The following is a 24,270-nucleotide window of genomic DNA, read 5'->3' as shown; positions in this document are numbered from 1 at the left end:
GTGCTTCACGAACGGCGCCGTCCGCGGGGCTCAAGTCCTTCTGCGCCCGGCCGATAAGCCGGACGAGATCCCTTCAAAGCCTCTTCCATGGCCAACATCAGCTCCCCCGGTATCGGCAGTGGCCTCGACGTGCAAAGCATCGTCGAGCAGCTCGTCTCGCTCGAGCGCAAGCCGATCGAGAACCTCGAGACCGCCGCCAGCTCGATCCAGACGCAGATCTCGGCCTACGGCAAGGTCGCGAGCCTGATGTCGACCTTGCGCGACGCGGCCGCGGCGCTGAACAAGTCGACGCTGTGGCAGGGCACGACAGCCACCTCGGCCGACGCGGCCTCGGTGGGCGTGAGCAGCACCGGCGGCGCCGCCTCGGGCAGCTACCAGGTGGCCGTGACCCAGCTCGCCAGCGCGCACAGCCTGGCCTCGGGCCTGCCGGCCTTCGCCAGCTCGAGCGCGGTGGTCGGCGCGGGCCAGATGACGATCGATCTCGGCACCTGGAACGCCGGCAGCTTTACCGCCAAGAGCGGCAGCACGGCGCTGGTGCTGGACTTCACCGACCCGAACACCACGCTCGCGCAGGTGCGCGACAAGATCAACGCCGCCAACGCCGGCGTCACCGCGTCGATCGTCACCGACGCCAACGGCGCGCGCCTGACGCTGACCTCCAAGGCCACCGGCGCCGAGAACGCGCTGCGCGTGCAGACCAGCGGCGCGGGCTTCGCCGCGCTGGGCTACGACCCCGAGAACGGCGTCAACGCGCTGACGCAGACGCAGGCCGCGGCCAATGCCAAGGCCACGATCAACGGCCTGGCGGTGGAGTCGGCGAGCAACACGCTCGCCAACGTGGTCGAGGGCGTCACGCTGACGCTGTCCAAGCTCACGACAAGCCCGGTCGCGGTGAGCGTGGCGAGCGACACGACGAGCATCAAGACCGCGATCACGAACTTCGTGACCGCCTACAACGCGCTCAACGCCTACGTCAACGATCAGACCAAGTACGACGACAGCACCAAGACCGCCGGCTCGCTGCAAGGCGACAGCACCGCGGTGGGCCTGCGCAACCAGATGCGCAACCTGCTGCGCGAGAGCAACGGCGCGTCGAGCACGTTCAAGACGCTCGGCGACATCGGCATGACGGTGGCCCGCGACGGCTCGGTCACGGTCACCGCGAGCAAGCTCGACACGGCGCTGGCCAACCTGCCCGAGATCACCAAGCTGTTCACCTCGGTCGACGACGCGGTGCCCGGCAACAACGGCCTGGCCGGACGCTGGCGCAGCTTCGCCGACGGCCTGACCGGCAGCGAGGGCTTGCTGACCACGCGCACCGACGGCCTCAAGGCGAGCCTGAAGCGCAACACGGCCGAGCAGGACCGCCTCGAGGAGCGCATCACCCGCATCCAGGCGCGCCTGCTCAAGCAGTACACCGCGCTCGACACCCAGCTCGCCAGCCTCAACAGCCTGCAAAGCTACGTCAGCGCGCAGATGACCGCGCTGGCCAAGCAAAGCTCGTCGTGATGCGCTGATATCCCCCGTCTTCCGGGGCCGATTCGGCGATTCGAACGCTCAAGCCCGGCCCGGCCGGGGCCGATAACGGGACAAGCACACAACGAACCGAGTGTCCCGCACCATGCAGACCGCTTCGCCTTCCGCGTTCATGGCCTCCCGCTCCGCCCTCGCCTTCGCCAGCACCTACCGCAGCGTCGGCGTCGAGACCGGCATCGGCGGCGCGACGCCGCACCAGCTCGTCGCCATGCTCTACACCGGCTTGCTCGACACGCTGGCCGAAGCGCGCGGCGCGATGCGCGCCGGCCAGGTGCAGGCCAAGGGCAACGCCCTGACGCGCGCGGTGCGCATCGTCGACGAGGGCCTCAAGGCCGCGCTCAGCCCGGCCGGCGGCGAACTCAGCCAGAACCTGGACGCGCTGTACGGCTACATCAGCGTGCGCCTCACGCAGGCCAACCTGCGCAACGACGAGGCCGCCATCGACGAATGCGTGCGCCTGATCGAACCGCTGCGCGAGGCCTGGGCGAGCATTCGTCCGCAAGCCGACGCCGCCGGCCGCGGCTGAAGCCGATGCCGACGAACGCCACGCACCAGGGAGGGACAAGAACCATGGACAAGCAAGGCCTGCTTCGCTACTACGAGGCGATCGAACAAGCCAGCGAGCAGATGCTGGGCGCCGCGCGCAGCGGCGACTGGGACCAGGTGGTCAAGCTCGAAGGCGCCTGCGCGCTGCTGATTTCGCAGCTCAAGCACGCTGCCGCCTCGGCCGAACAGCTCGGTCGCGACGAGCGCCAGCTGAAGACCCGCATCATGCAGCGCATCCTCGTCAACGACGCGCAGATACGCCACCTCGCCGAGCCCTGGCTCGAGGACGTGGACCGCCTGCTCCACGGCCGCCCCGCCCTGCTTCACTGACGCGCTGCCGACGCCTACCATCGCGCCGGCACACCACCGCAAAGAAGGCGACGAGATGGAAACGCTGCCGATGCCGCTCGATGGGGGCCGAAGCGACCCAGGTCTCGACGAGTTCCGCGTGCGCGCACCGGCCGAGGTGCTGGCGCTGCTGCGCCAGCTGGCCGACACCAACACGCTGCTGCACCTGTCCACGCCCGCGGGCCACGGCTACATGACCACGCTGTGGGCGCTGGACCCGGCGCGCGGCCTGATCAGCCTGGCCGCCGACCCGACCGACGCGCGCCTCGCGGCCCTGGTCGACAGCGACGAGGCGGTCGCCGTCGGCTATCTCGACAGCATCAAGCTGCAGTTCGACCTGCAGGACCTGCTGCTCGTGCATCGCGGGCGCGACAGCGCGCTCAACGCACGCTTCCCGCGCGAGCTGTTTCGCTTCCAGCGCCGCGGCAGCTTTCGCGTCAAGCCGCTGCTCAACACGCGCCCGGTCACGCGCCTTCGTCATCCGGCCCTGCCGGAGATGCAGCTCGAGCTGCGCGTGGTCGACGTGAGCATTTCCGGCATCGCCCTCTTCGTGCCCGACAACGTGCCGCCGGTGCCGCCGGGGGTCATGGTGCGCGGCGTGACGGTCGAGCTCGATTCGGACACGCGCTTCGAGGCCTCGCTGACGGTGATGCACGTCACGCAGATGAATCCCGGCGCGCCCGGCGCCCGCCTGGGCTGCGAACTGGCCAGCCTCACAGGCGATGCCGCGCGCGCGCTGCAGCGCTACATCGACAACACGCAAAAGCGCCGGCGCCTCCTGTCGATCTGAATCCCGACAGCGCCGAGCCAAGGCGCGCCCAGCACCGATACTCGGTGCCCGATGAGCGCCCCCAGCACGACCGAAGAGCCGCCCCGCCTGCACTGGACCGAAGACGGCCAGCCGCACTCGGCGCTGTGGCGCTCCCAGACCGCCACGCCGCCGCCCAGGCGCGTGGTGCTCGCCGACGACACGCTGAGCGCCGACGCCGCCTATCGCCTCGCCTGCGAAGGCACGGCCTTGCTGTGGCGCGGCGACTTCCACAACGCGCGCCAGCTGCTGCAGGCGCTGGCGCGGCGCGCCGACAAGCCGAAGAAGGGCCGCGCGCCGCCCAAGCCCGCCACGCCGGCCGAGGCCTTTCACCTGCACCGCCAGGCCCAGGGCCAGCGCGCGCGCACGCTGGCGATGCTGCTGATCCCGCTCGATTCCGACTTCGGCATCCCGCTGCGCCGCGCGCCCGACCTGCGCGCGGCCTGCACCGAGGTCTACGGCTCGGCGAGCGAGGCCTCGGTCACCTCGCTGCGCGAGCTGCAAGGCCTGGTCGGCGCGCACGAGTGGCGCGTCAAGGGCGTGGAGATCCCCGCGCTGGGCGCGCGCATCCATCCGCACCACGGCGTGTTCTCGCCGGTGCGCGGCGAGTACGTCGACCTGGTCGCGAACGCGCCGCTGCCCGCCACGCCGTGCGAGCTGGCGTTCGACATCGGCACCGGCACCGGCGTGCTGGCCGCGGTGCTCGCGCGACGCGGCGTGAAGCGCGTCGTCGCCACCGACGCCGATGCGCACGCGCTGGCCTGCGCGCGCGAGAACCTGCAGCGCCTGAAGCTGCAAGGCCGCGTCGAGCTGCTCGAGGCCGACCTGTTCCCCGCCGGCCGCGCACCGCTGGTGGTGTGCAACCCGCCGTGGGTGCCGGCGCGCCCGAGCTCGCCGATCGAGCACGCCGTCTACGACCCCGACAGCCGCATGCTGCGCGGCTTCCTCGCCGGCCTGGCAGAACACCTCAGCCCGGGCGGCGAAGGCTGGCTGATCCTGTCCGACCTCGCCGAGCACCTGGGCCTGCGCACGCGCGAACAGCTGCTGGGCTGGATCGACGAGGCCGGCCTCGCGGTGGCCGGCCGGCTCGATGCGCGCCCGCGCCACCCGAAGGCCAGCGATCCGGACGATGCGCTGCATGCGGCGCGTGCGAAGGAAGTGACGTCGCTGTGGCGGCTCACGGCGACGCGCTGATCGCAGCCCACCCCGTGCCGCCATGGACTCGATGGTCGCCGCCGCCGCACGCGCCCTCGCCGGCGGCGACGCGCTCGGCGCGCTCAAGCGCGTGAGCCTGCGCGAGGATCCGCCGGCGCTCGCGCTGCGCGGCATCGCGATGGCCCAGCTCGGCGAGCATCCCCGTGCGCGCGAGCTGCTGCGGCGCGCCGCGCGCGGCTTCGGCGCGCACGAGGCCTTGTCGCGCGCGCGCTGCGTCGTCGCCGAGGCCGAGGTGGCGCTGGCGATGCGCGACCTGGGCGGTTCGCCGCGCGCGCTGCTGGCCGCGTCGGCCACGCTCGAGGCGCATGCCGACCGCGCCAATGCGCAGCAGTCGCGCCTGATCGCGGCGCGCCGGCTGCTGCTGCTCGGCCGGCTCGACGAGGCGGCCGCGGCGCTCGCCGCGATCGATGCGCGCACGCTGCCGCCGTCGCTGCGCGCGGTGGCCGGGCTGGCCGAGGCCGAAGTGGCGCTGCGTTCGCTGCGCACCGCGACGGCGCGCGCGGCGCTCGATCGCGCGCGCGAGGCGGCCGACCAGGCGCGCGTGCCGGCCTTGATCGCCGAGGTGGCCGAGGCGCTGGCGGCGCTCGACCGGCCGGCCGCGCGCCGCGCCAGCGGCGGTGTGCAGCAGGCGCTGCGGCTCGACGAGGTCGAGGCCTTGCTCGCCTCGGGCGCGCTGGTGGTCGACGCCTGCCGGCACGGCCTGCGCGCCGGCGATCTCTGGCGCTCGCTGGCGCGCCGCCCGGTGCTGTTCGTGCTGGCCTGCGCGCTCGCCGAGGCCTGGCCGGGCGACGTCGAGCGCGATGCGCTGATCGCGCGCGCCTTTCGGACCCGGCGGCCCGACGAGACGCACCGCGCGCGCCTGCGCGTGGAGATCGGCCGCCTGCGCGCGCTGGCCGCGCCGATGGCGCGCATCGAGGCCAGCGCGCGCGGCTTCGCGCTCGTGCCGCACGGCGCGCGCGAGGTCGTGCTGCTGCAGCCGCCGATCGACGGCGAGCAGGCCTCGCTGCTCGCGCTGCTGGCCGACGGCGCCGCCTGGTCCACCTCGGCGCTCGCGCTGGCGCTGGGCGCCAGCCAGCGCACGGTGCAGCGCGCGCTGGCCGAGCTGCAGGCGCAGTCGCGCGTGCGCTCGATCGGGCGCGCCCGCGCGCAGCGCTGGCTGGCGCCGCCGCTGGCGGAATTCACGACGATCTTGTTACTCCCCGCCGCGCTGCCGCTCACGTAGATTGACTTCACGGCGCACGACGCGCCGCATCATGGAGCCAAGCGATGAACACCGTTCAAGACAGCAGCAGCAAGACCCGCGCTCCCGCCGTGCGCGCGGCCGAGATCGTGCGCGAGTACGGCCCGATCGCCGAGCACGTGCACGGCGTCACGCACGACGGCCAGCGCGTGTGGGCCGCCATCGGCGCGCGGCTGGTGGCCATCGATCCGCACAGCGGCGAGATCGCGCGCACGCTCGAGCACGCCGGCGATGCCGGCACCGCGTTCGACGGCAAGCACCTCTACCAGATCGCCGAGGCGCGCATCGACAAGATCGATCCCGCCACCGGCGACGTGCTGGCGTCGATCCCCGCGCCGGGCGGCGGCCGCGATTCGGGCCTGACCTGGGCCGAAGGCAGCCTGTGGGTCGGCCAGTACCGCGACCGCAAGATCTACCAGATCGACCCCGAGACCGGCGCGATCCGCCGCACCATCGAGTCCAACCGCTTCGTCACCGGCGTGACCTGGGTCGACGGCCAGCTGTGGCACGGCACCTGGGAGAGCGACGAGAGCGAGCTGCGCCGCATCGACCCGCACACGGGCGCGGTGCTCGAACGGCTGGAGATGCCGCGCGGCACCGGCGTCAGCGGCCTGGAGTCGGACGGCGCGGATCTCTTCTATTGCGGCGGTGGATCGAGCGGCAAGCTGCGTGCGGTGCGGCGGCCAACGCCGGCGAAGCGCTGAACATCGCTGCACGGCCTGTCGGCCTCAAGGCACCAGCGACAGGAACAGGAACGCCGCGAACAGCACCAGGTGCACCGCGCCTTGCATCACGTTCGTGCGGCCGGTGCCGAGCGTGATCGTCGCGACCATGAAGGTCAGCGCCAGCAGCACCAGCTCCTTCATCGCCAGGCCCAGCACCAGCGGCAGGTCGAGCAGCACCGCGACGATGACCACCGACGGGATCGTGAGGCCGATGCTGGCCAGCGCTGAGCCGACCGCGAGGTTGATGCTGGTCTGCAGCCGGTCGGCGCGCGCGGCGCGCACCGCGGCCCAGGTCTCGGGCAGCAGCACCAGCGCGGCGATCGCGATGCCCACCACCGCCTGCGGCGCGCCGACGGCGGCCAGGCCGGCCTCGATCGACGGCGAGAGCTGCTTGGCCAGGCCGACCACCGCCACGAGCGCGACCAGCAGCAGGCCGAAGCTCGCCAGCGCCTGCACGTTGGTCGGCGGCGCGGCGTGAACCTCCTCGTCCTCGGCGTGCGAAGGCGGCAGGAAGTAGTCGCGGTGGCGCACCGTCTGCACGAACACGAACACGCCCCACAGCGCCAGCGACGACAACGCGACGAACACCAGCTGGGAGACGGTGTAGGTGCCGACGCTCGAGCTGGTGGTGAAGCTGGGCAGCACCAGCGACAGACCGGCCAGCGCGACGAGCGCCGCGAGCGCGGAGTTGGCGCCGTCGAGCCGGAACGACTGCTCGTGGTGGTGCAGGCCGCCGACCACCAGGCAGATGCCGACCACGCCGGTGCAGATGATCATCACCGCGGAATAGATCGTGTCGCGCGGCAGCGTGGCCTTGTCGTCGCCGCCGGCCATCATCATCGAGACGATCAGCGCAACCTCGATCACCGTGATCGCGACCGCGAGCACCAGGGTGCCGAAGGGCTCGCCGACGCGGTGCGCGATCACCTCGGCATGGTGGACCGCCGCGGTCACGGCGGCAAACAGGGCCACGGCGCACAACGCAGCGATCGCCGTGCTCGCGCCGATCGCGAGCGCGAGGCCGAGCACGGCGGCGGCAGCGAGGGGCGTGACGGTGGTGGTGTTGGGCATGGCGCTCGGGTGCTTGTTCTTGGCGCGCGCAGTGTGCCCGAGCTGTGCTCGCGCGTTGCCTCCTGACCCCGGCCCTCTGTCCCCTGGCGGGGGCGAGGGAGTGGCTCGACTTGCTCCCTCTCCCGCGTGCGGGAGAGGGCAGGGGTGAGGGTCCAGCCTCAGGCGCCCCGCGCCTCCAGCCGCCCCCGCATCCGCTCCAGCAGCTCCACCACCTCGTCGCTCGACTCGAGGAAAAAGCGCGCCAGCGAGGCCGGCTCGTCGCGGCCGATGCGCACGGTGAGCCAGTCGGGCGCCGCGACGCGGAACACCGCCTCGTCGTTGACGTCGTCGCCGATGAACAGCGCCGCATCGCAGCCGGCGTGCGCAACGAGGTGGATCACCGCGTCGCCCTTGTCCGGCGAGGACGCCGGCACGACGTTCATCACCAGCTTGCCGCCGAACACCTCCAGCTGCTCGTCGAGCCCGACCAGCACCGCCTCGATCGCGCGCAGCGCGCAGGGCCGGTCGGCCGCGAGCCGGTAGTGCAGCGCGAGCGAGCCGCCCTTGTCCTCGACCATCACGCCATGGCGTTGCAGGTAGCGCGTGCGGCGGCGCAGCTGCTGGCGCAGCGGATCGAGCAGGTGCCGGCGGTCGGCCGGCGCGCCGGGCAGGCCTTCGGCGCCGTGGTTGCCGATCACGTAGGCCGGCGTGAAGCCCAGGCGCCGCTGCACATCGTTCACGCTGCGGCCGGTGATCACCGCCACCGGGCGCAGCGCGGCCAGGCCGCTCAGCGCGTCGGACACGGCCTGCGGCACGCAGGCGTCGTCGGGGTGTCCGACGATGGGCGCGAGCGTGCCGTCGAAGTCGAAGGCCAGCAGCGGGCGGCGCGCCAGCAGCGCGTCGATCGCCTCGTTGCCCTCGGGCGAGAACAGGTACCTCATGCGCCGTTCGAGTGGTCGTTGGACGAGCCGTTGGGCTGGTGGCTCAGCACACGCGCCTCGATGCGCTGGTGCGCCCGGAAGCGCCCCGCGTCGGCCAGCATGCGCGCGGCCCAGCGGTAGACGTTGAACTCGCGCACCGTCATGCGCATCGCGGCCATGCGCTCGCGCTGCTCGGCCGGCGGCATCGTGAGGGCCTGGTGGATCGCATCGGCGGTCTCCTCGACGTGGTAGGGGTTCACGATCAGCGCCTCGCTCAGCTCGCGCGCCGCGCCGGCGAAGCGGCTCAGGATCAGCACGCCGCGCTCGTCGTCGCGCGCGGCGACGAACTCCTTGCACACGAGATTCATGCCGTCGTGCAGGCTGGTCACGAGGCACACGTCGGCGGCGCGGAACAGCCGGGTGATCTGCTCGGGCTCGCGGTGCTCGGCGATCAGGCGCACCGGCGGGCGGCCGTTCTTGCCGAAGCGGTCGTTGATGCGCTGCACGACGCTGTCGATGCGCTGCTGGAACACGCGGTATTCCTCCAGCGAGCTGCGCGAGGGCGCGGCCACCTGAACGAAGGTGAAGCGACCCACCCATTCGGGATGCTTCTCGAGCAGGCGCTCGACCGCGTGCAGCCGCTCGAGGATGCCCTTGGTGTAGTCGAAGCGGTCGACGCCGACGGCGAACGCCTGGTCGTCGGGCAGCTCGTAGGCCTCGAGGAGTTCGCGCCGGCACTCGGCCACCGAGGGCCATTGCGCGCTGACCTCGGGCCGCGGCCAGGCGATCGAGATCGGGTAGCTCTCGACCAGGGTCTCGTCGCCGCCGATGGTCACGGTCGAGTGCTCGTGCTCGATGCGCGCCTCGAGGTAGCGGTCCACCGTCTCGAGGAAGTTCTTGCAGTGGTAGCGCGTGTGGAAGCCGACGATCGTGCTGCCCAGCAGGCCGCGCAGGATCTCGCGCCGCCACGGGCAGATGCCGAAGGACTCCGGGTTCGGCCAGGGGATGTGCCAGAAGGTCAGGATGGTCGCGCGCGGCAGCCGCTCGCGCACGTAGGCCGGCAGCAGCGCGAAGTGGTAGTCCTGCGCGAGGATCACCGGGTCCTCGACGCGCGCTTCCTCGACCACCGCGTCGGCGAAGCGGCGGTTGACCTCCATGTAGCGCTGCCAGTCGCTCTCGCGGAACACCGGCCGCACGTGCGCCACATGGCACAGCGGCCACAGGCCTTCGTTGGCGAAGCCGTAGTAGTAGCCCTGCTCCTCCTCGGGTCTGAGCCAGATGCGGCGCAGCGCGTAGTCGTCGTGCCCGGGCGGCACGCGCACGCGGTCGTGGGAGTCGACGACCTCGCGGTCGGCGTCGCCGCTGCCGTGCGCGACCCAGGTGCCCGAGCACGCGCGCATCACCGGCTCGACCGCGGTGACCAGGCCGCTGGCCGGTCGCTTGACGATGATGCGGCCGTCGGCGTGCTCGTGGATGTAAGGCTCGCGGTTGGACACCACGATCACCTGGTCGCCGCTGAGCTGGGTCTTCAGGAGCGCGCGCAGGCGCTGCGCGTCCCACTCGACCTGCGGGCCCTGCACGCGGCGGAACTCGTCTTCGAGGTCGCGCAGCCGCGTGCGCAGCTCGGCCGCCAGCGGCGCCAGCTCGGGCGCCGACGAGGCCGGGCGCATCACGCCCTCGCCGCGCAGCAGCGCCAGCGCGCCGCTGACCCAGCTGCGCCAGCTCAGCTGCGCGACGACCGCGGTGATCAGCGCCAGCGAGGCGCCGAGCACGGCGATCACCATCAGCAGGGCTTCGCGCGCGTCGCGCGTGCGCTCCTCGACGAAGCGCATGTCGTGCAGCAGCACCAGCTCGCCGAGCGCGCTGCCGTCGCCGCGCACCTCGTTCCAGGTCACGTAGGCGCGCCCGCGCGGCAGCTCGATCACCGGCTCGCGCTTGCCGGCCGCCGCCTTCGCGGCGCGGCAGTCGAGCGACTTCGGCAGGCCCTCGCTTCGCTGCAGCGAGCGCCCGTCGGCGCCGCACAGCAGCATGCCGAACAGGCGTTCGTCGCGCTGGGCGCCGTCGAACAGCTGCTGCAGGCGCGCCGGCCTGCCGCTGTCGACCGATTCGCCGATCGAGTCGGCCAGCGCGCTGGCCATCAGGCGCGCCTGCGCCTGCAGGTCGCGCGCGAACCACTGGAACGCCAACCGCTCGGTCAAGGGGCGCGTCGCGTAACCGAACGCCACGATGGCCAGCACCATCGGCAGGAAAAAGCGCAGCTGAAGCCGAAAGGTCTTCATGGGCGGTGGGGAGGCCGGCCGGCCGGCAGCGCGTGCCTGCCGCGGCCGGCGCCAGCGTGACACCCGCGCCCGGATCTGTAAAGATTTCTTCTCACGCCGTCGCGTGGGCATACGGCGTGCCGTAGCCTCGATTCGTGCAGCGCCAAGGGGATCCGATGAGCGCAACCACCGACACCGAGAACCTCGCGCTGGGCGCGATCGGCAACTGCAGCATCAGCGCGCTGGTCGACGCCCGCGCGCGCGTGGTGTGGTTCTGCACGCCGCGCTTCGACAGCGACCCGGCCTTCCAGTCGCTGCTGTGCGGCCCCGGCGACCGCGAGCGCGCCGCCTACATGGCGGTCGAGCTCGAAGGCTTCGTGCGCAGCGAGCAGCACTACGAGCGCTCCACCGCGGTGCTGCGCACGCGGCTCTACGACGGCCAGGGCGGCGCGGTCGAGGTAACCGACTTCGCGCCGCGCTTTCGCCACCACGACCGCATGTTCCGGCCCGCGCAGCTGGTGCGGCGGCTGCGCCCGCTGCAAGGCCATCCGCGCGTGCGCGTGATCGTGCGCCCGCGCGGCGAGTGGGGCGCGCAGCAGCCGTCCACCACGCGCGGCAGCAACCACCTGCGCTTCGAGCTGCCCGACCAGACGCTGCGGCTGAACACCAACGTGCCGCTGACCTACGTGATGGCCTCGACCTGGTTCTCGCTCAACGGGCCGATGAGCCTGCTGCTCGGCCCCGACGAAACGCTGGCCGGCGGCATCGAGGACACCGCGCGGCGCTTCGAGGAAGAGACCATCCAGTACTGGCTCGGCTGGGTCCACCGACTCGCGGTGCCGTTCGAGTGGCAGGAGGCGGTGATCCGCGCGGCGATCACGCTCAAGCTGTGCCAGTACGAGGAGACCGGCGCCATCGTCGCGGCCATCACCACCAGCATCCCCGAGGCCCCCAACAGCGGGCGCAACTGGGACTACCGCTACTGCTGGCTGCGCGACGCGTTCTTCGTCGTGCGCGCGCTCAACAGCCTGTCCGAAGTCGGCACGATGGAGAACTACCTGCAATGGCTGCAGAACGTCGTGCGCGCCAGCCCCGGCGGGCGCCTGCAGCCGCTGTACGGCATCGGCCTGGAAAGCGAGCTGGTCGAGCGCACGCTCGACGCCCCCGCCGGCTACCGCGGCATGGGGCCGGTGCGGGTGGGCAACCAGGCCTACGAGCACGACCAGCACGACGTCTACGGCAACGTCGTGCTCGGCGCATCGCAGGCCTTTCACGACCTGCGCCTGTTCCGGCCCGCAGGCGTCGACGAGTACGAGCTGCTCGAGCGCGTCGGCGAGCAGGCCTGGCGGCTGCACGACCAGCCCGACGCCGGCATGTGGGAGCTGCGCACGCGCGCACGCGTGCACACCTCTTCGTCGCTGATGTGCTGGGCCGCCTGCGACCGGCTCGCCAAGATCGCGGTGCAGCTGGGCCTGCCGACGCGCGCGCAGTCGTGGTCCGAGCGCGCGGCTGCCGTGCGCGCCAGGATCCTCGAGGCCGGCTGGAGCGAAAAGCGCCAGGCCTTCGTCGAGAGCTTCGGCGGCCAGGACTTGGACGCCGGCGTGCTGCTGATGGCCGAGGTCGGCTTCATCGACCCGCGCGACCCGCGCTTCGTCAGCACCCTCGCGGCGCTGGAGGCGACGCTGTGCGACGGCCCCTACATGCGCCGCTACGAAGCGGCTGACGACTTCGGCCGGCCCGAGACCGCGTTCAACGTCTGTGCCTTCTGGCGCATCGACGCGCTCGCGCGCATGGGCCGCACATCGGAGGCGCGCGCGATCTTCGAGCAGCTGCTGGCCAGCCGCAACCACCTGGGCCTGCTGTCCGAGGACACGGCGCCGGTCAGCGGCGAGCTGTGGGGCAACTTCCCGCAGACCTATTCGATGGTCGGGTTGATCAACGGCGCGATGAGGCTGTCGCGGCCGTGGGAGCAGTTTGTCTAGGGCCGCCGGACTGACGCCCAGCTAAGGAAAACCCCTCCCAAGCTTTGAGGGCTCTGGCAAGAACCCTGTCAGAGTTGTCAGTGGTTCATCGCTGGGTGCCTGGCTAAGGTCGCGCCGCACCGCCGCACGAGCGGCGGGCGATCAAAGACCAGGGGGACCTCTCGATGAATCAAGCCTGCCGAAGGCTCGGCCGCTCGGCTGCGGCCGTGCTGGTGGTGACGGTGCTGGCGGTGTGGGGATCGTTCGCGGCGTCGACCGCACAAGCGGCCATCGAGGATCCGCCCGACACCGATCCGGCGCCGACCTACGCCTATTTCGAGGACGACATCCTCGTGCGCTCGGGCGAGGTCATCGAGGCGTTGGGGCCTGACCTGATGGGCGATCGCATCAACGAGTCCGTCGGCAGCATCGAGTTCAACCAGACCGACGTCTCGCTGCCCGGCAACAACAAGCTCGAAGTGCGCGTCGGTCGCCGGCTGATCGCCAGTGCCCGGCAGGTGTTCGAACGCAGCGGGCTGTTCGGTGACTGGGATCTGGATATTCCGCACCTGTACACGGTGGCCACCGCGGCCGAGCCGAACTGGTATGGCGGCAACAGCAAGACCAACTTCAATCGCTGCAGCCAGTTCGCCGATCCTCCTTCCACGACCGTAGCCGTCAGCGGCGGGACGCCACAGCTGTTTCTGTCCTACACGTTCTGGGACGGCTACCACCTCTATGTCCCCGGGGCAGGCGATCAGACCCTGCTCGCCCGCGCGGGCGCCAATGCCAACATCCCGAGCGACGGCGCCGCGTACCCGATCGTGACGAACAAGAACTGGGCGATCCGCTGTCTTCCTGCGATCGACAACGGTGCCGGCGAAGGTTTCGAAGCGGTCTCGCCCGATGGCGTCGTGTACCGCTTCAACCACCTGGTCGTGCGCGCGCACGAGCCGGTGCGCGTTCGCGCCACGACCGGCGCGACGCCTTCCATTCAGCGCAAGCAAGTCTGGCTGCTGCCCACGCAGATCACCGACCGCTTCGGCAACTGGGTGAAGTACACGTACACGGGCACGGACGGCTGGCGGGTGGCTTCCATCACGTCCAGCGACGGGCGTTCGATCAGCTTCACCTACAACGGCATCGGCAACCGCATCCAGTCGGTCACCGACGGCACGCGCACCTGGACCTACGCGTACGGTGGCACCTATACGACGCTGCAGACCGTGACGCAGCCGGACCAGTCGCAATGGCGCTTCTCGTTCGACGCGGTCCAGCAAGCCGCGCCGCGCTCGGCGGGCGATCCGATGTGCGACAACGACAACTGGAGCGATCTGCCGATTTCCACGTTTTCGATGACGCATCCGTCGGGTGCCCTCGGCACGTTCACGCTGCGGCGAACGATCCACGGGCGAACCGCGGTCCCGGTCACGGGAGGCAGCTATTGCCACCCGTACAACAAGGTACCGAGGTTCTTCTCGACGCGTTCGCTGACGGCCAAGACCCTGAGCGGCCCGGGCATGCCAACGCAGACGTGGAGCTACGCCTACAGCGCGCCGGTGGGGCTGATGGCCCCGTGCAACGGCTGCGTGAACTACAAGACCGTCACGATCACCGATCCCGAGGGCGACGTCACGGTCAATACCTATGGCACGCAGTTCCGCCTCAACGAAGGGCTGCTGTTGAGCAGCCGCCAAGGCGTCTCGGGCTCCACGAGCCTTCGCACCACCACCTACGCTTACGCGCCGACGACGACCGGACCATACCCTGCCTCGCTGGGCAGCGCCATGCTGCCGGCCGACTCGATGAGCGGCTTCTACGCGCCGCAAAGCCAGCGCACGATCAACCAGCAAGGCGTCGATTTCACGCAGACCGTGACCGCCTTCGACAGGTTCGCGCGCCCGCTCGGCCTGTCGCGCACCAACAGCCTGGGCGCCAGCCGCAACGAATCGGTCGCCTACCACGATCACACGGGCTTGTGGGTGCTGGGCCAAGTCGCCAGCCGCACCGTCGATCAGAAGGTTCCGGTGAGCCGTACGTTCGACGCCGCGACGGCAACCGTGCGCACCGTCGCCAAGTTCGGCAAGCTCGAAGCGACCTACACCTACAGCTCCGACGGCACGCTCTACCGCGTGACCGACGCCCTGAACAAGAGCACGACGTTCACGGCCTACAAGCGCGGCTTGCCGCAGCAGGTCACCTTCGCCGACGGCACCTCGATCAGCGCCGTCGTCAACAACTTCGGCACCATCAACAGCGTCACCAACGAGGCCGGCCACACGTGGACGTTCATGTACGACGCGATCGGCCGCCTGACACGCAAGACGCCGCCCACCGCCGGCGACCACCCCACGGTGATCTGGTTCGTTCCCGTCGCCACCGCCGAATACGGTCTCGAGCCCAACCACTGGCGCCAGACCATCATGACCGGCAACGCGGTCACGAACCACTACTTCGATGCGCGCTGGCGCAAGCGAATGACGGTGACCTACGACAACGGCAACGTCAGCGCCACGCAGCGCATGCAGCGCTTCGACTACGACACCTACAACCGCACCACCTTCGCCTCCTACCCGGCGCGCTCGATCACATCGATCACCGCACCGGTGCCCGGCACGACCACCGCCTACGACGCGCTGGGCCGCGTGACGCAGACGCGCGTAGACAGCGAACTGGGCGCTCTGACCACGACCACCGACTACCTCACCGGGTTCCAGAGGCGCGTCACCGATGCGCGCGGCAAGGTCACCACGACCGGCTTCCAGGTCTTCGACGAGCCCGACGAGTCGGCCATCACCAGCATTGCCGCGCCCGAGGGCCTGAACGTCACCATCACGCGCGACCTGCTCGGCAAGCCCACCGCCATCACCCGCAGCGGCACGTACGCCGGTGCGAGCGTCAGCGCCACGCGCCGCTACGTCTACGACAGCTTCCAGCGCCTGTGCAAGACGATCGAGCCCGAGACCGGCGCGACGGTGCAGCAATTGGACGGTGCCAACAACGTCACCTGGCGCGCCACCGGCCTGGCCCTGTACAACGCCGCCACCTGCGATATCGCGAGCGTGCCGGACACCGCCAAGGTGGCCTACACCTACGACGCCCGCCACCGCCTGACCGGCACCGGCTTCGGCGACGGCAGCCCCGCCATCGGGCGCAGCTACACGCCCGACGGCCTGCCGCTGACCGTGGTCTCCAATGGTTCGACCTGGACCTACGGCTACAACGCGCGCCGCCTGCTCACGAGCGAGACGCTGAACGACAACGGCGCCGGCTTCGGCATCGGCCGCGCCTACGACGTCTACGGCCACCTGGCTCAGCTCACCTATCCCGACGGTGCGGCGGTAGCGTTCGGACCGAACGCCCTGGGCGAGCCGACCCAGGTCGGCAGTTACGCGACCGGGGTGACCTACCACCCCAACGGCGCGGTCGCCAGCTACACGCTGGGCAACGGCATCGTCCACACCCTCAGCCAGAACACCCGCGGCCTGCCGCTGGTCAGCCAGGACGTGGGCGTGCTCAAGGACCAGTACGCCTACGACGCCAACGGCAACGTCACCGGCATCACCGACCTGCAAGAAAGCATCGCCACCCGCGCGATGGCCTACGACGGGCTGGACCGGTTGATCACCGCCAACTCCGCCGGCGTGTGGGGCAATGCGAGCTTCGGCTACGACCCGCTGGGCAATGTGCGCACCAGCATCGTGGGCAGCCGCAGCTCCACCCACGCCTACAGCGCCAGCACCAACTTGCTGACCAGCGTCACCAGCAACGGCGTGGCCACCGCCTACGCGCACGACCCGCGAGGCAACGTCAGCACGCGCGGCAGTCAGGGTTTCAGCTTCGACCTGGGCAACCGGCTGACCGCGGCGAGCGGCGTGGCCACCTACACCTACGATGGCTGGGGCCGGCGCATCAGCAGCAACGCCGGCGGCACCTACCGCACCAGCGTCTACAGCCAGGACGGCCAGCTGCTTTACGGCCAGGCCGTGCAAGGCAGCAAGAGCTGGAGCACGCGCCACGTCTACCTGCAAGACAAGCTCATCGCCGAGACCGACTCCACGCTGGGCACGCGCTACGCGCACACCGACGCGCTGGGCAGCCCGGTGGCGTGGACGAATGCGAGCAAGGCCGTCACCAGCCGCACGCGCTATGAGCCGTATGGCAAGACGGCGGCGGGAACGAATCCGGGCAGCGACGGGTTCGTGGGCGTCGGGTTCACGGGGCATGTGAACGATGCACCGACGGGGCTCGTGTACATGCAGCAGCGGTATTACGATCCGATCGCGGGGAGGTTCTTGTCGGTTGATCCAATCACGACGGATGCCAACACCGGGCTGATGTTCAACCGGTACGAGTATGCAAACAACAACCCCTACCGCTACATTGATCCCGATGGGATGTGCACGGGGTCAAATATCACCAATAAGGATGGCACTTGCGCTTCCACTGGCGGCTTCACGACGGACAGTGCCGGCATCGCCCGCGGGATGGAACGGGCCCGCCAGCCGACTGGGGGCAGCGGCCTAACGCTTTCAGGAGTATCTGCCGCCGGCGCAGTGGTCGGAGGTGCGATTGGTGGATCGCTCGGCACTGTCGCCGCAACGGCCTGCGTTGGAACGACGGGTGGAACCTGTGCACCCGCCGCACCGGCCATCGTTGGGGCGGGCATTCTGGGTGGGGCCGCCGCTGGCGCCGCCGCCGGTGCCGGCTTAGAAAAGGCATGGGGTCAGCTTGGGAGTCTGCTGGAAAAGGCGACGCAATCTGGCCCGCAGGCCGTTCAGTACGCCCTCGTCGCTGAACGGGGCGGGCTCTATCCGACAGTGCGCGGCGAGTCCGTTTTCCTCAATGCGGGCGACGTCTGGAAGTACGGAATCAGCGTCAACGCGGCAGATCGCTACTCAGGGCATGTCTTGAAGTCGCTGGGCTTGCAGATGGAGATCCAGTCTTCCGGGACCTTGCCTCAGGTCTACGTGGCTGAGAAGATTCAGTTAATTAATTACGTGATGTCCAACGGCTCCTTGCCCCCTGGCAACAAGATCTTCAAGTGAATCTGCAGCATGAACATTCGGATTACAAGCATCGTGAACTCAGAAGTCGGAAAGTTGATCCGTGCGGTTACAACGGACATGGAGGATAAGCTTCAACCATTATTCGATTCTCGCCATTACGGCGGTGGATTTAAGCAGTTTGCGGTGTTCTTTGTTTCGGTTGACACGGACCCGATAGAGAACGAACGATATTGCGTTGCCAACAACCACACCGGCAAGTACAAGGACACGGTCTCCGGAGAAATGGTCAAGTATGTTGGAATTGCTGTCCCAGTCGACCCGAAGGTGGTCTTGGATTCAACTGGTGAAGCACTCGCGAGACTGATGCGTGATTCGCTATTAGACGAGCTAACTGCGCCAGCCTATGCGATGCCGAAGACGTTTGACCGTGCGAAGCTTCTCGCCGACCTCAAAGCCGCTCTGGTATAGATTGACGCGTGAGCGCGGTGTGTCGGCACCGCCAGGTGGCGACGAGGTCAGCGTGCCGGACACCGCCAAGGTGGCGCCTGCACCTACAACCCACGCCGCCTTAACCGGCACCGGCCTCGGCGACGACGGGACCGTCGATCTGAATCGCCCCCGCGGGCGTGACGGCTGCAGCACATCCGGTGGATCGACCACATGCACGCAATCTCTCACAGGCAGCAACATCAAGCAGAGTTTGACAGTCTCCGCGATAGGGGCAATCACCCGTTCGGGACCTAGCATGAGCAGTAGCGTGGGAGGCACGCGGCCGGCACGTGTTGCTCAGGCGCTCTCTGGTTCACCGGCTGCTGCGGCCGCCTCGTTGGAAGAAGCTTCACTGCTCCATGAAGGTTGGCATGTACCGCGAGACGATGAATGTCTCCGAGGAGAAGGCATGAGGGACCATATTGGCAGACGTGGCTAGACATTTGGCATGCGACCAATGCAGCCGAGTCGCTGCAAAGATCCGCGACAGCTTCGTTAAGGAGCTAGGTGCGCCAACATCCGAGGCCCGAGGCGGCTTCGTTCAGAGGCACTGAGGCCTCCGCGTTGCTCAGCGCCGGTTGATGGAGCAAATGGATCTACGTAAAGATCGACCCCGAGGTCGGTTCGACCCGGTCAAACTGACAAGCAACTCCGGCAAGCAGCGCCTCTTCGTCATCAACTATTGGCGCGCCAACGCACCTGCCCTTTGAAGTATCACCATGGCTGCCATCTTTGCATTTAAATGCGACCGTTGCGGCAAAACTCATGAAGGGGCGCCAAGCTTCGCGTACATGGCGCCCGATGAGTACGCATCCTTATCCGATGAGCAGAAGTCTGAGATCGCAAGTCTTGCGGACGATTCTTGTACGATCGCCTACCCCGGCGAGACTCATTACTTCGTTCGCTCAATCTTGGAAATACCAATTCACGGAACGGAAGAACCCTTCTCGTTGGGCTTGTGGGTTTCGGTAAGTGAGAAGAGCTTTGTTCGCTATACCACTGAGCCTCATGCAACGATTGAAGGGGAGGGTTTCTTTGGGTGGGTGTGTAACGAGATCTCGATCTACCCATACAAGCAACCACGCCCAACTGACGTGGTCCTTCAACCAAAGGGCTACCGCCCAAAGCTGGTACTTCATCGAGGTAGCCCTGAAGATGACCCGCTTGTGATCGACCAGGCAAGCGGGATTTCGGTTGATCGGGCGCAGGAGCTTGCGGAGTTGGCCCTCCACGGCGGCTAATGCGCCGTTGCACGGCCAGCCACGGCATCGGAGATTGCAGAACTCGAGGAGCCTCCCGTCTGCCGGCCGAGACACGATGCTGAGACTCCCGCGATCTGACCGCCTGATCACCGCCGATTCCGCCGGCGTGTAGGCATGGCATCAAGAGCTGGCGCAAGCGCCACGTCCACCTGCTCCCAATCCCAAGTTGGTCGCCAGCGGCCGAGCCGACGGTGCCGGAGCAATCCGCCGAGAGCCTCACACCACCACCGACACCTCGATCCGCCCCTCGCGGCGCGTGATGTCGACGCCCACGCTGTCGCGGTAGCGCTGCAGGATCATGTCGACGCGTCCGCCCGCGACCTCGAGTCTTTCGATGCGCAGCCAGTCGATGAAGGCCGGCAGCCGCGGCGAGCGCAGGCGAACGCGGCATTGGCTGGCGTCGAACTCGAGCCCCAGGCAGCCGGCGAGCATGCCGAACGCCGCGCCGGCCGCCCAGGCCTGCGGCGAGCAGGCCACCGGGTAGCGCGTCGGCCCTTCGCCGCGGCGGCGCGGGAAGCCGCAGAACAGCTCGGGCAGGCGCGCCTGGTCGAAGTGCAGGCTGCTGTCGAACGCGGCGCCCAGCAGGGCCAGCGCGGCGTCCGCCTCGCCGTAGCGCGCCAGGCCCTCGCAGACCAGCGCGTTGTCGTGCGGCCAGATCGAGCCGTTGTGATACGACATCGGGTTGTAGCGGACCTCGCCGCTGCCCAGCGTGCGCACGCCCCAGCCGGAGAAGAGATCGGGCTCGAGCAGGCGCGCGGCAATGCGCGCGGCGTGCTCCGGCGCCGCGATGCCGGCCCACAGGGCATGGCCGGCGTTGGACGAAGCGACCTCGCAGCGCTGCTTGGCGCCGTCGAGCGCCAGCGCGTACAGGCCGAGCCGCTCGCTCCAGAAGCGCTGCTGGAACTGCGCGCGCAGCGCCTCGGCCTCGGCGCGCCAGTTCGCGGCGGCCTGAGGTTCGTCCAGCGCCTCGGCCAGCTCGGCCGCGCCCAGCCGCGCCGCGTAGGCGTAGCCCTGCACCTCGCACAGCGCGATCGGCGCCGGCGCCGCGCGGCCGTCCGCGTGGAAGACCGAGTCGTGCGAGTCCTTCCAGCCCTGCTGGATCAGGCCGTCGCCGCTTTGGCGCGCGTATTCGACGAAGCCGTCGCCGTCGCGGTCGCCGTGCTGCGCGGCCCACTGCATCGCCGCCATCACGTGGGGCCACAGCGCGCGGGCGAACGCGAGGTCGGCGCTGCGCCGCCAGTACGCGGCGGCCAGCACCACGAACAGCAGCGTCGCGTCGACCGAGCCGTAGTAGCGCGCGAACGGCACCTCGCGCGTCAGCGCCATCTCGCTCATGCGCGCCTCGTGCAGGATCTTGCCCGGCTCGGCGTCGGTGGCCGCATCGCGCGCCGTCGCCTGCGTCGAGGCCAGGAAGGCGAGCACGCCGCGCGCCAGCTCGGGCCGCAGCCACAGGCATTGATGCGCGGTGATCAGGCCGTCGCGGCCGAAGGTGGTGCAGTACCACGGCACGCCGGCAAAGGGATAGGGCCCTGTCGGCAGCGCGGTGGTCAGCATGTCGAGGTCGGACGCGGAGCACTGCAGCCAGCGGTCGAGCATCGGGTTGGAGCTCGTGAGCCGACAGCCGCCGACGCGGGCCTCCAGACGCTCTTCGTGGCGACGGCGCGCGTCGTCGTAGGCCAGCGCCGCCGGCACCGCCATGCCCGGGCGCAGCAGGTCGATCTGCCATTGCAGCGTCACGTGCGCGGCCGGCGCCAGCCGCAGGCGATAGCGCGCCAGGCCGGGCTCGAGGTCGCTCGGCGCGCCGTCGAAGCGCACGCGGGTGGCGTGCGGCCGGCCGTCGACACCGTCGTAGCCGAACACGAGCGCGCCGTCGTCGACGCGCGGCTCCAGCCGCTGGCCGCGTTGCCGGCGCGGCGTGCCGCGCACTTCGAACAGGTCGGCAAAGTCGGCATCGAACCTCAGTTCGAGCGTCAGCTCGACCGGCTCCATCCCGTGGTTGGCGAGCCGCACCTGTTCGTGGCAGGCGCCGTCCAGCAGCAGCTTGCGGCGCAGCAGGTGCACGCTGCCCTTGGGCACCGCGATCCGGTCGCCGCGCTGCAGGTCGGGGTTCATCAGCTCCACCGCCAGCACGCTGCCGTCGTCGCGCACCGTGGTGTTCAGGTGCAGCGGACGAGCCCCGTCGAGGCGCAGCTCGAGGCTCGACAAATAGCGCGTGTCCTCGGCATACAGGCCCAGGTCGGTGCCTTCCCACGGCACGATGTCGCCTTGCCTGTCGAAGCACGCGAACAAGGCGTCGCGCTTGAGGGCGTACGGCTGCTCCTGCACCGGGGCACCGGTCGCCAGCACGTACCAGCGGCCGTCGATCTGGATCGGGCTGTTCGTCATCGCGGCTCCCGGTGGGGCGCGCGCTCGGCCTCGTCGCTGTCCGGCTCGCTGCGGCGGGCGGCGCTGAGCGCAGCATAGACCGCGAGATAGCGTTCGGCCATCTGGTGCGCCGTGAAGCGGCGTTCGAAGGCGCGCCGGCAGGCGGCGCGATCGATCTCGCCGATGCGGCGCGCCGCGTCGACGGCCTGGTCCATGTCGTTGACGATCCAGCCACTGACGCCGTGCTCGACGACCTCGGGCACGGAGCCGCAGCGCCACGCGATGACCGGCGTGCCGCAGGCCATGGCCTCGATCATCGCCAGCCCGAACGGCTCCGGCCAGTCGATCGGAAACAGCAGCGCGCGGGCGTTGCCGAGAAAGGCATCCTTGTCGGCCTCGCCGAGCTCGCCCTCGAAGCGCACGAGCGGGCTGTCGAGCAGCGGCTTGATCTCGCGCTCGAAGTAGGCGCTGTCGACGCGATCGACCTTGGCCGCGATGCGCAGCGGCACGCCGACGGCCTGGGCGATGCGGATCGCGCGGTCGAGCCGCTTCTCGGGCGAGATGCGGCCGAGAAAGGCGAAATAGCGACCGCGTCTGCGGTGGAAGCGGTACAGCTGCGTCGGCAGGCCGTGAGGAACCGTTGCGAGCCAGCGGCCGGCGAGCGAAGCGCGCTGGCTGTTCGACACCGACACCAGCGCCTGCTCGCGGAAATGGCGGTGCAGCGGCGCGAGGTCAGGCAGGTCGAGCCGGCCGTGCAGCGTGGTCAGGCACGGCGTCAGGCAGCGGCGCACCAGCGGGTAGTGCAGGAAATCGACGTGGAAGTGCACGACGTCGAAGTCGGCCGCCAGCGAGAACACGCGGTCCAGCATCATCGTGTGCCAGACCAGCCAGTCGGGCTGGCGAGGGTCCAGGCGCAGGCTGCGCTCCACGGCCGGCACCAGGCGCGCCCGGGTGCGCGAGTCGCCGCTGGCGAACAGCGTGACGTCGTGGCCCAGCTCGACCAGCGCCTCGGTGAGGTAGGACACCACGCGCTCGGTCCCGCCGTAGCCTTGCGGCGGCACGCTCTCGAACAAGGGGGCTACCTGGGCGATTTTCATGGGCGATCCTGTGCTCCAGCTCGCCCATGGGCAATCGGCGTGCGCGCCGCCCGTTACGCGCCGCCCATCACGTGCCGCCCGTCATGCGCGGGCCGCCTCGGCGGCGGCCCGGCGCGCTCAGCGCGGCGCGCGCGCCGGCATTGGCGGCCCCCGGCGCTCCAGATGGCGGAACGTGATCCGCCCCTTGGAGAGGTCGTAGGGCGAGAGTTCGAGCGAGACGTTGTCGCCGGCCAGCACGCGGATGCGGTGCTTGCGCATCTTTCCGCCGGCATAGGCAATGAGCTCGTGGCCGTTGTCCAGCGTGACGCGAAAGCGCGAGTCCGGCAGGACCTCGCTGACGACGCCGTGCATCTCGATCAGGTCTTCCTTGGCCATGTGCGTCACTCCTCGATGGTGATGAAAGGGTCGGCAGGCGACGTGGGGCGCTCGATCCAGGCCATGGCCTGCCGCGTGGCAAAGCGCGCCGCCTGGTCGCGGGTCTCGAACACGGGAACGAAGCGCATGACGCGGTCGTGCGTCATGCTGCCGCGCCCGCTGCGGATCGACACCGAGGCGACGTAGCGCCCGCCGTCGGCGGGGCGGGTCATGGGAGATACGAGGTACTTCCCGATCTGTAGGGATGCGTGAATGGTGGTCCTTCCGGGGCCGCGTCCGCAGGGGCCGCGACCGGCATGAAAACAAGGGCGCGCACAACGCGCGCAGGCAAATGGACGAGCTCTGTCCGGCGGCTGGCCGGCAGGGTCGTTCGCTGCGGGCGAGAGGCGGGGCCAGATCTGGCGCATCGCCGAAGCGACGCAGAGTTCTGGCAGGGGATGGAGATCGACTCGGGATCTCGGCCGCCTTGTACGGCTGCTTCCCAGCAGCACCACGACAGCCAATGGCACGCATTCTACCCGAGAGCCCGCGGCCACCCGCGTAGCATGGCGTGCCCGCCCCCACCGACCGCTCCCGCCGACATGAGCCCGCCGGATCTCGCCGACTTTGCGCAACCCGAGTGGAACGACGCCAGCAGCGTGAGCACGGCGCTGGACGCGCTGGCGGGGGCGCACGACGCGCTCTCGGCCGACGAGGCCTACGACCGCTTCCTCTGGGCCGTGGGCGACAACCACGAGGGCACGTACTACCCCGTCGTGCTGGCCGTGCTGCCTTGGCTCGAACAGCTGCTGGCGAGCGGCAGCGCGTGGTGCCAGCGTGCGGTGATGGAGTCGCTGATCGACCTGGGCGGCCCGTTCGCGCCGGCGCAGGGGCACGAGACGCACGAAGGGGCTTCGGTGCGGCAGGCGCTGCAGGCGTTCATCTGCACGCTGCGGCCCAGGGTGGCGCCGCTGGTGGAAAGCGGCGATGCGCGCGCGGACAGCGCCGTGGAGCTGCTGGAGCTGATGGACGATCTGGCGGAGTGATCCTCCGCGGGGGCGCTGCTGCGCTCGCCCGCCAGCCCTGCA

19 protein-coding genes are annotated in these 24,270 nt (G+C 69.8%); 12 read left to right on the top strand and 7 right to left on the bottom strand.

Annotation, left to right across the window (positions count from 1 at the left end):
• Positions 1-87 precede the first annotated feature (87 nt).
• The 7 genes from fliD to ACO2TI_RS15080 all read left to right on the top strand — a co-directional run bounded on the left by fliD (position 88) and on the right by ACO2TI_RS15080 (position 6,397).
• The gene (fliD, locus tag ACO2TI_RS15110; RefSeq protein WP_423285547.1) at positions 88-1,509 is read left to right on the top strand and encodes a flagellar filament capping protein FliD; all 1,422 of its coding nucleotides are present in this window, start codon (positions 88-90) and stop codon (positions 1,507-1,509) included.
• A gap of 112 nt (positions 1,510-1,621) precedes the next feature.
• The gene (fliS, locus tag ACO2TI_RS15105) at positions 1,622-2,062 is read left to right on the top strand and encodes a flagellar export chaperone FliS (RefSeq protein ID WP_423285545.1); all 441 of its coding nucleotides are present in this window, start codon (positions 1,622-1,624) and stop codon (positions 2,060-2,062) included.
• A 44-nt stretch (positions 2,063-2,106) separates the two neighbouring features.
• A complete protein-coding gene (locus ACO2TI_RS15100) occupies positions 2,107-2,412 on the top strand; it encodes a flagellar protein FliT (protein ID WP_423285543.1) in 306 nt (101 codons plus the stop codon).
• Between the two features lie 55 nt (positions 2,413-2,467).
• On the top strand, positions 2,468-3,220 hold the full coding sequence (locus tag ACO2TI_RS15095; protein WP_423285541.1) for a flagellar brake protein: 753 nt from the start codon (positions 2,468-2,470) through the stop codon (positions 3,218-3,220).
• Positions 3,221-3,271: 51 nt separating this feature from the next.
• The gene (locus ACO2TI_RS15090) at positions 3,272-4,432 is read left to right on the top strand and encodes a methyltransferase (RefSeq protein WP_423285539.1); all 1,161 of its coding nucleotides are present in this window, start codon (positions 3,272-3,274) and stop codon (positions 4,430-4,432) included.
• Between the two features lie 22 nt (positions 4,433-4,454).
• Positions 4,455-5,675 (top strand): helix-turn-helix domain-containing protein, encoded by a 1,221-nt coding sequence (locus ACO2TI_RS15085; RefSeq protein WP_423285538.1) that lies wholly within the window; start codon positions 4,455-4,457, stop codon positions 5,673-5,675.
• A 44-nt stretch (positions 5,676-5,719) separates the two neighbouring features.
• Positions 5,720-6,397 (top strand): glutaminyl-peptide cyclotransferase, encoded by a 678-nt coding sequence (locus tag ACO2TI_RS15080; RefSeq protein WP_423285536.1) that lies wholly within the window; start codon positions 5,720-5,722, stop codon positions 6,395-6,397.
• Positions 6,398-6,421: 24 nt separating this feature from the next.
• On the opposite strand, the gene ACO2TI_RS15075 is transcribed toward ACO2TI_RS15080, so the two are convergent.
• The 3 genes from ACO2TI_RS15075 to ACO2TI_RS15065 form a co-directional block, all read right to left on the bottom strand.
• Positions 6,422-7,489 carry a calcium:proton antiporter gene (locus ACO2TI_RS15075; protein ID WP_423285534.1) on the bottom strand — a complete coding sequence of 356 codons (1,068 nt, stop codon included), beginning with the start codon at positions 7,487-7,489 and terminating at the stop codon, positions 6,422-6,424.
• Positions 7,490-7,647: 158 nt separating this feature from the next.
• Positions 7,648-8,409: a trehalose-phosphatase gene (gene otsB, locus ACO2TI_RS15070; protein WP_423285532.1), complete on the bottom strand. Its 762-nt coding sequence runs from the start codon at positions 8,407-8,409 to the stop codon at positions 7,648-7,650.
• Entirely contained in the window at positions 8,406-10,667 is a 2,262-nt protein-coding gene (locus ACO2TI_RS15065; protein ID WP_423285530.1) for an alpha,alpha-trehalose-phosphate synthase (UDP-forming), read from the bottom strand. Before ACO2TI_RS15065 ends, otsB begins: the two co-directional genes overlap by 4 nt.
• 155 nt (positions 10,668-10,822) lie before the next feature.
• Here ACO2TI_RS15065 and ACO2TI_RS15060 point away from each other — a divergent pair, with 155 nt between their 5' ends.
• From ACO2TI_RS15060 to ACO2TI_RS15045, 4 genes are all read left to right on the top strand, one after another.
• Complete coding sequence (locus ACO2TI_RS15060; RefSeq protein WP_423285528.1) at positions 10,823-12,628, top strand: glycoside hydrolase family 15 protein; 1,806 nt, start codon at positions 10,823-10,825, stop codon at positions 12,626-12,628.
• Positions 12,629-12,792: 164 nt separating this feature from the next.
• The gene (locus ACO2TI_RS15055; RefSeq protein WP_423285526.1) at positions 12,793-17,655 is read left to right on the top strand and encodes an RHS repeat domain-containing protein; all 4,863 of its coding nucleotides are present in this window, start codon (positions 12,793-12,795) and stop codon (positions 17,653-17,655) included.
• A gap of 9 nt (positions 17,656-17,664) precedes the next feature.
• Positions 17,665-18,084 (top strand): hypothetical protein, encoded by a 420-nt coding sequence (locus ACO2TI_RS15050; RefSeq protein ID WP_423285524.1) that lies wholly within the window; start codon positions 17,665-17,667, stop codon positions 18,082-18,084.
• 740 nt (positions 18,085-18,824) lie between these two features.
• The gene (locus ACO2TI_RS15045; RefSeq protein WP_423285522.1) at positions 18,825-19,346 is read left to right on the top strand and encodes a DUF2199 domain-containing protein; all 522 of its coding nucleotides are present in this window, start codon (positions 18,825-18,827) and stop codon (positions 19,344-19,346) included.
• A gap of 237 nt (positions 19,347-19,583) precedes the next feature.
• Here the strand turns inward: ACO2TI_RS15045 and ACO2TI_RS15040 are convergent, their stop codons facing one another.
• The 4 genes from ACO2TI_RS15040 to ACO2TI_RS15025 all read right to left on the bottom strand — a co-directional run bounded on the left by ACO2TI_RS15040 (position 19,584) and on the right by ACO2TI_RS15025 (position 23,415).
• Positions 19,584-21,752 carry a glycogen debranching N-terminal domain-containing protein gene (locus tag ACO2TI_RS15040; protein ID WP_423285520.1) on the bottom strand — a complete coding sequence of 723 codons (2,169 nt, stop codon included), beginning with the start codon at positions 21,750-21,752 and terminating at the stop codon, positions 19,584-19,586.
• On the bottom strand, positions 21,749-22,828 hold the full coding sequence (locus ACO2TI_RS15035; protein ID WP_423285518.1) for a glycosyltransferase family 4 protein: 1,080 nt from the start codon (positions 22,826-22,828) through the stop codon (positions 21,749-21,751). The genes ACO2TI_RS15040 and ACO2TI_RS15035 overlap by 4 nt, the downstream gene beginning before the upstream one ends.
• Positions 22,829-22,945: 117 nt before the next feature.
• Complete coding sequence (gene infA / locus ACO2TI_RS15030) at positions 22,946-23,203, bottom strand: translation initiation factor IF-1 (RefSeq protein ID WP_423285516.1); 258 nt, start codon at positions 23,201-23,203, stop codon at positions 22,946-22,948.
• Positions 23,204-23,208: 5 nt separating this feature from the next.
• On the bottom strand, positions 23,209-23,415 hold the full coding sequence (locus ACO2TI_RS15025; RefSeq protein WP_423285514.1) for a hypothetical protein: 207 nt from the start codon (positions 23,413-23,415) through the stop codon (positions 23,209-23,211).
• 369 nt (positions 23,416-23,784) lie between these two features.
• On the opposite strand from ACO2TI_RS15025, the gene ACO2TI_RS15020 reads away from it, so the two are divergent.
• Positions 23,785-24,228, top strand: a complete 444-nt coding sequence (locus tag ACO2TI_RS15020) for a hypothetical protein (RefSeq protein ID WP_423285512.1) — start codon at positions 23,785-23,787, stop codon at positions 24,226-24,228.
• The last annotated feature ends 42 nt before the right edge of the window (positions 24,229-24,270 follow it).

This window comes from Caldimonas sp. KR1-144, from assembly GCF_049446155.1.
Classification (GTDB): domain Bacteria; phylum Pseudomonadota; class Gammaproteobacteria; order Burkholderiales; family Burkholderiaceae_C; genus Rivibacter.
This window is presented reverse-complemented; position numbering and strand designations above follow the sequence as displayed.